Raw genomic sequence first — 7,484 nt, 5'->3', positions numbered from 1 at the left:
AGACAGATTTGTTATTTTTCCTATTAAGCATAACGACTTATGGGATTGGTACAAGAAATGCGAAGCAAGTTTCTGGACAGCTGAAGAAATAGATTTGCATGCAGATCTAGATGATTGGAAGAATAAATTAAATGACGACGAACGTTATTTTATAAAACATATATTAGCATTTTTTGCCGCTTCTGATGGTATTGTAAATGAAAACCTAGCAGAGAACTTTGTTAGCGAAGTACAATATGCAGAAGCAAAATTCTTTTATGGTTTCCAAATTATGATGGAAAACATACACTCTGAAACATATTCTTTATTAATAGACACCTATGTTAAGGATGAAAAAGAAAAAGATGTTTTATTTCATGCTTTAGAAAACTTTCCTGCTATTAGAAAAAAAGCAGATTGGGCTTTAAAATGGATAGAATCTCCTAGTTTTGCCGAGCGTTTAATTGCTTTTGCTGCAGTAGAAGGAATTTTCTTTTCAGGATCTTTCTGTTCTATTTTTTGGCTTAAGAAAAGAGGATTAATGCCAGGACTTACATTCTCTAACGAATTAATTTCTAGAGATGAAGGTATGCACTGTGACTATGCAGTTCACCTACACAACCATCACTTAATAAACAAGGTACCTAAAGCGCGTATTACAGAAATACTTGTAGATGCGTTAGATATAGAAAGAGAGTTTATTACAGAATCTTTACCAGCAAGTTTAATTGGTATGAATTCTAAATTAATGACACAGTATTTAGAGTTTGTAACAGACCGTTTACTAGTAGAATTAAACTGTGACAAAGTATACAACTCTACTAATCCATTTGACTTTATGGATATGATTTCTCTACAAGGGAAAACAAATTTCTTTGAAAAAAGAGTAGCTGAATACCAAAAATCTGGTGTTGCCAATAACAACGGTGATGAAGATTCTCAGAAAATTAGTTTCGACGCAGATTTTTAAAAATTAGAACCCAATATTTTTTAGAATTTATTTCTAAAAAAAGCATTATAAATAACCAATTTGTTGAGTCCCCCAAGACTTGACCTAACCAACGTATCACTAAAAACAATTGTAGCATGTATGTAGTAAAAAGAGACGGTAGAAAAGAATTAATAATGTTTGACAAGATTACGGCAAGAGTTCGTAAGCTTTGTTATGGCTTAAACGCATTGGTAGACCCCCTTAAGGTTGCTATGCGAGTAATTGAAGGTTTATATGATGGTGTTACCACATCAGAATTAGATAATTTAGCGGCAGAAATTGCAGCTACAATGACAACAACGCATCCAGATTATGCAAAATTAGCTGCACGTATATCTGTATCTAACTTACATAAAAACACTAAAAAATCTTTCTCTGAAGTAATGAAAGATTTATATGAATATGTAAACCCTAGAACAGGTAAAGAAGCTCCTCTTTTATCTGATGAAGTCTTTAAAGTGATACAAGACAACTCAGAAAAATTAGATTCTACAATTATATACAACCGAGATTTTGGCTACGATTATTTTGGATTTAAAACTTTAGAACGTTCTTACCTATTAAAACTTAACGGTAAAATAGCAGAACGCCCACAACATATGTTAATGCGTGTTTCTATTGGTATACATTTAAACGATTTAGATGCTGCAATAGAGACGTATGAACTTATGTCTAAAAAATATTTTACACACGCTACACCTACTCTATTTAATTCTGGTACTCCTAAACCTCAAATGTCTTCATGCTTTTTATTAGCTATGCAAGATGATAGTATAGATGGTATTTACGATACATTAAAGCAAACTGCAAAAATTTCTCAGTCTGCTGGTGGTATTGGCTTATCTATACACAATGTTAGAGCTACAGGATCTTATATTGCAGGTACAAACGGCACATCTAACGGTGTTGTTCCAATGCTACGTGTATATAATGACACAGCACGCTATGTAGATCAAGGAGGAGGAAAACGTAAAGGTAGTTTTGCTGTTTATGTTGAGCCATGGCATGCAGATATTTTTGAATTTCTAGACCTTAAAAAGAACCACGGTAAAGAAGAAATGCGTGCACGTGATCTTTTTTATGCAATGTGGATTCCAGATTTGTTTATGCAAAGAGTAGAGGCCAATGCAGACTGGACACTTATGTGCCCTAATGAATGCCCTGATTTATATAAAAAACACGACAAAGAGTTTGAAGAAGCCTACCTAGCTTTTGAAGCACAAGGTAAAGGAAGAAAAACTATTAAAGCTCGTGAACTTTGGGAAAAAATATTAGAGTCTCAAATAGAGACTGGTACTCCTTATATGCTTTATAAAGATGCCGCAAACCGCAAGAGCAACCAGAAGAACTTAGGAACAATACGTTCTTCTAACTTATGTACAGAAATTATGGAGTACACTGCTCCTGATGAAGTTGCTGTGTGTAACCTTGCTTCTATTGCATTACCAATGTTTGTTAAAAATGGAGAGTTTGACCATAAAGAACTTTTCCGTGTAACTAAACGCGTAACTAAAAACTTAAACACAGTAATAGACCGTAACTACTACCCAGTAGTAGAAGCAGAAAACTCTAACATGCGCCACAGACCAATTGGTTTAGGTGTACAAGGTTTAGCAGATGCATTTATTATGATGCGCATGCCTTTTACAAGTGATGAAGCTAAAAAGTTAAATCAAGAAATTTTTGAAACACTTTACTTTGCTGCAGTTACTGCATCTATGGAGTTAGCTAAAGAAGAAGGCACATATTCTAGTTACGAAGGTTCTCCAATTTCTCAAGGAGATTTTCAACATAACTTATGGGGTATTAAAGATGATGAATTATCTGGCCGTTGGGACTGGGAAAAATTACGTAAAAGCGTTATGAAAAACGGAGTTAGAAACTCTCTTTTAGTTGCTCCAATGCCAACAGCTTCTACATCTCAGATTTTAGGAAACAATGAGTGTTTTGAGCCATATACATCTAACATTTACACTCGTAGAGTATTGTCTGGCGAGTTTATTGTTGTTAACAAACACTTACTAGAAGATTTAGTACAATTAGGCCTTTGGAACGAAAGTCTTAAACAAGAGCTTATGCGTGCTAACGGATCTATACAACATATAGATATTATTCCGCAAGACATAAAAGAGCTATACAAAACAGTTTGGGAATTAAGTATGAAAGACATTATAGACATGTCTAGACACCGTGGATATTTTATTGACCAAAGTCAGTCTCTAAACTTGTTTATGGAAAACGCAAACTACTCTAAGTTAACATCTATGCACTTTTACGCATGGAAGAGCGGACTTAAAACAGGTATGTATTACTTAAGAACTAAAGCTGCTGCAGATGCTATTAAATTTACAGTAGACAATAGCAAGAAAAAAGAAACTCCTGCTAAAGAAGTAGCTAAACCAGAACTAGCAGCTGTTGCCGCTCCTGTAGCTGCACCTAAAGTGGCTCCTACTGAATTAAAAGTAAACCCTACACCTGCAGATACAGATGTAGAACCAATGAGTGCTGCAGAAATGAAAGCTCTTATAGAACAAGCTAAAGCTGGCCAAGCAGATGACGATTGTTTAATGTGCGGCTCATAACAATATAAACGCTTTATGAACACCTCTCGTTATGGGCGAGAAAAAACTAACCTCAACTATGTCCTTCCCCTTAAAACGGCATAGATTGAGGTTTTTTAGCGTCAAATAAATACGTATTTACAAAATAAAAAGCATCATTAAATACTACTAAAATAGTAGATTTAATGATGCTTTAATATCTAAACACAAAAGCTAAGCGTATAGCTAATGCTATTCTTTTCTTAATCTAGGTCTAATAATTGTAGAATACACTAATGCAGATGTATACACAATTAATAAAATAAAATAATTCTCCATAGTAGTATGTATTTTATAAGGAAAAAGTAAACTACCCATTGTCCTTATATTATTTTTACGTTATGAAAATACGAAAAGTTTACATACAACCAAATAAAAGAGCACTTAATCGATACGTTTTAGCATAATTTAACTTTTACACACATTTTTTGACAAAGAAAAAAGCAATAAAAAAGCTACACCAATTAGGCATAGCTTTTATTTACTTATCATTTAATACTGATTTACAAAAACAAATCTACTTCTTTATAAGCATCTATAACTGCACGCTCACCAATTTTATTTGGTTTAGAGTTACCATGTTCCATACCCAAAATACCAGTATATTTTTTATCATAAATAAACTTAAAAACATTCTTATAGTTTATTTCACCTGTAGTAGGCTCTTTTCTTCCTGGGTTATCACCAATTTGTATATAAGCAATCTCATCCCAACTTGCCTCCATATTAGGAATTAAGTTACCCTCTTGTATTTGTTGATGATAAATATCAAATAAAATTTTACAAGATGGCGAATCTACAGCCTTACATATTTCATACGCCTGTGGCGACTCTGACAAAAACAATCCTGGATGATCTCTAAAATTTAAAGGTTCCAATACCATAATTATCCCGTGAGGCTCTAAAATAGCAGACGCTTGCTTTAAAGACTCAACTACGTGTGCAGTTTGGTAACCCATAGACAACCTTAAATCTACGTGCCCAGGAACAACTGTAACCCACTTAGCATTAACGCGCTTAGCAACCTCTACAGAGCTCTTAATCTCAGATAAAAACTTATTTCTAAGAGCTAAATCTCCTGATGCCAAACTTGGTTTCTTCCAAGAAATTTCATGAGCCACAAAAACACCCATATCTATATTTAAGCGCTGCATAGTTTTAGCTAACTTTTTTTGTGTAGCTACATCTCTACTAAGCATAGTATTATCCTCTAAAGCCGTAAAACCCTCATCTGCCATAAAACGCAACTGATCCTCTAAGCTTTTGGCGTGATTAGAAAACATTCCAAAATGAGGTGCATAGTTTAAATTAAATTTATGCTTTGCCTCTGTATTTTTTAAAGAAGCATACCCATAAGCACCACTTAGCGATATTGCACCTGTAGTTAATGCCGATTTTTGTATAAAACTTCTTCTTTTCATTCTTACTATTTTCTAATTATAGAGCCCAAGCTTTTCCGCCTGTAAACTCATCAACAGTTCCACAAGGAATATATTTACCCGGAATAGGATCAAAAGCTAAAAAGTTCTTAGCAATCTCCTCAGTAACTTTAAAGCCATGAATAGTCCAACCTCTTAGCTCGTGCGCAAAAGCAATAGCTCCAGAATTAAGATCTAACTCCGCAACCTCTCCGTTAGCGATAGCCTTATTGTAATTTTGCATAGCCTTATCCTGAGCCTCTATTTGTGTTTCGGACAGCTTTAAACAACCAGCTAAAGTTTTCTCTAACTCTTCTGCCGTAACATCTGTAATAGCATCTTTACCTGCATTACTTTTAGCTAAGCTTAAAAAATTAGCCATTTTTGCTTTAAATAACGCTTTTTCCTCCTTTGTATTAGATATATTAATATACTGATCTACAAACATATGCACACCTGCCTCTGAAGCTGAAGGAGAATCTGTTTTTGGCAGTATAATATCCATAAGAGTTACTACAACACCACCTTCTTCTACTGAAAAGAATTCTGGAGTAAAAGCAACACCTTTATCATTTTTACAGCTTTGTACAATACTAATTAAGGTTGGCGTAGCTACAACATAGCCTAATGACAAACCTAAGTTCTTAAGTGCTAATCTTCTATTCATTATAATAATCCTTTTTTAAGTTGTTCTGCAGCGTGGTTAGCCGCTCTTGCTGTAAAAGCCATATATGTTAATGATGGGTTAACACATGAAGCAGAGGTCATAAAAGAACCATCTGTAACATACACATTTGGCACAGCATGTACTTGGTTATACTTATTTAATACCGATGTTTTTGGATCATGCCCCATACGAGCAGTACCCATCTCGTGAATACCTAAGCCTAGAGCACCTATATTATCATACACATTAACATCTCTTAATCCTGCAGATTTTAACATAGCAGCAGCTTGCTCTTTTATATCTTCTCGCATTTTAAGCTCGTTCTCTTTAAACTCAGCATCAAAAGTAACAGTTGGTAATCCCCAATCATCCAATTTATTATAATCTAAGGTAAATCTATTATCCTCGTAAGGTAAAACTTCACCAAAGCCCATAATACCCATTGTCCAACCTCCTGGCTTTAAAACAGCGTCTTTTAAATCTTTACCGTAAGCGGTTTCCGCAATAACTTCTTGCCAATTACCTCTAGTTGCACCACCCTGGTAACCATAACCTCTTAAAAATTCTTTACGATCTGTATCACCTCCTAAATTCCTAAACCTTGGAATATACACACCATTAGCTTTTCTTCCTTTATAGTATTTATCTTCAAAACCATCAAACTTACCATTAGCTCCACAACCTAAGTGATGATCCATAATGTTTCTTCCTAATTGATCTGATTCGTTCCCCATACCATTAGGAAAAGTATCAGATTTAGACTGCATTAATATAGATGTAGATGCTATAGCAGAAGCACATAAGAAAATTACTTTAGCTTTAAACTCAATTTTTTCTTTTGTTAATCTATCTATAACTTTAACTCCTGTCGCTTTTTTTGTTTTTTCATCATAAATAACCTCGTAAACTATAGAGTCTGGTCTAAGTGTTAAGTTACCGGTAGCCTCTGCAGTTGGCAAAGTAGATGAGTTACTACTAAAGTAAGCTCCAAAAGGACATCCTCTACTACAACGGTTACGATACTGACATTTAGATCTTCCGTCTCCTGCAAATTTTTTATCACTGGTAATGTGGGCAACTCTACCAGCGGTAACAACACGACCGTCAAAATTTTCGGCTACGCTTTCTTTTAATTTTTCTTCTACACAATTAAGTGGCATCATTGGCTCAAACTTGCTATCTGGTAACTGAGGCAATCCTAAACTTTCTCCAGAAACACCAATAAATGTTTCTACCTTATCATACCACGGGGCAATATCTTTATAACGAACAGGCCAATCTACACCATGACCATCATTCTTATTTGCTTCAAAATCTATATCACTCCAACGGTAACTATGCCTACCCCACATTATAGATCTACCACCAACGTGGTAACCACGCATCCAATCAAAACGTTTTGTTTCATTATAAGGGTGTTTTAAATCATTAACAAACCAATGCTTAGTATCTGCATTTGTAGTGTAACCTGTTCTAGACTGCTTTAACTGCTTTGCTTTTTCTTCAGGAGAAATAGCTCCGTTGTTTGGCAAATCCCAAGATTCTTTAAAAGCAGTAGTGTAATCATCTCTATGTGTTACCATTCTACCCCTTTCTAATATTAAAGTCTTTAAACCAGCTTCACATAATTCTTTAGCAGCCCATCCTCCACTTATACCAGTTCCTACAACAATAGCATCATAAGACTCTTGTTCTTCGTTATAATAAAATTTGCCCATTCTTTGCGTTGTTTATTTGATAATTTTCTCAAATATAAAATAAATTTTCTACATTTAAACCCTGTAAATATTGAGGGTAACGTACTATAACGTTATAGTTGATGTAAATTC

General features: G+C 34.5%; 6 protein-coding genes. 2 read left to right on the top strand and 4 right to left on the bottom strand.

Annotated features, from left to right (window positions below):
• Positions 1 to 949 (top strand): ribonucleotide-diphosphate reductase subunit beta (locus ABJD66_RS05785; protein ID WP_348129237.1); only part of this gene is annotated, 949 nt, incomplete at its 5' end.
• A 116-nt stretch (positions 950 to 1,065) separates the two neighbouring features.
• Positions 1,066 to 3,552: a ribonucleoside-diphosphate reductase subunit alpha gene (locus ABJD66_RS05780; RefSeq protein WP_348129234.1), complete on the top strand. Its 2,487-nt coding sequence runs from the start codon at positions 1,066 to 1,068 to the stop codon at positions 3,550 to 3,552.
• Positions 3,553 to 3,762: 210 nt separating this feature from the next.
• Here the strand turns inward: ABJD66_RS05780 and ABJD66_RS05775 are convergent, their stop codons facing one another.
• The 4 genes from ABJD66_RS05775 to ABJD66_RS05760 all read right to left on the bottom strand — a co-directional run bounded on the left by ABJD66_RS05775 (position 3,763) and on the right by ABJD66_RS05760 (position 7,373).
• The gene (locus ABJD66_RS05775; protein ID WP_348129231.1) at positions 3,763 to 3,888 is read right to left on the bottom strand and encodes a hypothetical protein; all 126 of its coding nucleotides are present in this window, start codon (positions 3,886 to 3,888) and stop codon (positions 3,763 to 3,765) included.
• A gap of 185 nt (positions 3,889 to 4,073) precedes the next feature.
• Positions 4,074 to 4,991: a TIM barrel protein gene (locus ABJD66_RS05770; protein ID WP_303540194.1), complete on the bottom strand. Its 918-nt coding sequence runs from the start codon at positions 4,989 to 4,991 to the stop codon at positions 4,074 to 4,076.
• A gap of 16 nt (positions 4,992 to 5,007) precedes the next feature.
• The gene (locus ABJD66_RS05765; RefSeq protein WP_348129228.1) at positions 5,008 to 5,655 is read right to left on the bottom strand and encodes a gluconate 2-dehydrogenase subunit 3 family protein; all 648 of its coding nucleotides are present in this window, start codon (positions 5,653 to 5,655) and stop codon (positions 5,008 to 5,010) included.
• Positions 5,655 to 7,373 carry a GMC family oxidoreductase gene (locus ABJD66_RS05760; RefSeq protein WP_348129225.1) on the bottom strand — a complete coding sequence of 573 codons (1,719 nt, stop codon included), beginning with the start codon at positions 7,371 to 7,373 and terminating at the stop codon, positions 5,655 to 5,657. Before ABJD66_RS05760 ends, ABJD66_RS05765 begins: the two co-directional genes overlap by 1 nt.
• Positions 7,374 to 7,484 lie beyond the last annotated feature (111 nt).

Source organism: Cellulophaga sp. (genome assembly GCF_039943695.1).
Classification (GTDB): domain Bacteria; phylum Bacteroidota; class Bacteroidia; order Flavobacteriales; family Flavobacteriaceae; genus Cellulophaga.
This window is presented reverse-complemented; position numbering and strand designations above follow the sequence as displayed.

Coding starts and splice junctions, on each gene's coding strand:
- ABJD66_RS05780 (WP_348129234.1), top strand. CDS start 1,066: ATGTATGTAGTAAAAAGAGACGGTAGAAAAGAATTAATAATGTTTGAC.
- ABJD66_RS05775 (WP_348129231.1), bottom strand. CDS start 3,888: ATGGGTAGTTTACTTTTTCCTTATAAAATACATACTACTATGGAGAAT.
- ABJD66_RS05770 (WP_303540194.1), bottom strand. CDS start 4,991: ATGAAAAGAAGAAGTTTTATACAAAAATCGGCATTAACTACAGGTGCA.
- ABJD66_RS05765 (WP_348129228.1), bottom strand. CDS start 5,655: ATGAATAGAAGATTAGCACTTAAGAACTTAGGTTTGTCATTAGGCTAT.
- ABJD66_RS05760 (WP_348129225.1), bottom strand. CDS start 7,373: ATGGGCAAATTTTATTATAACGAAGAACAAGAGTCTTATGATGCTATT.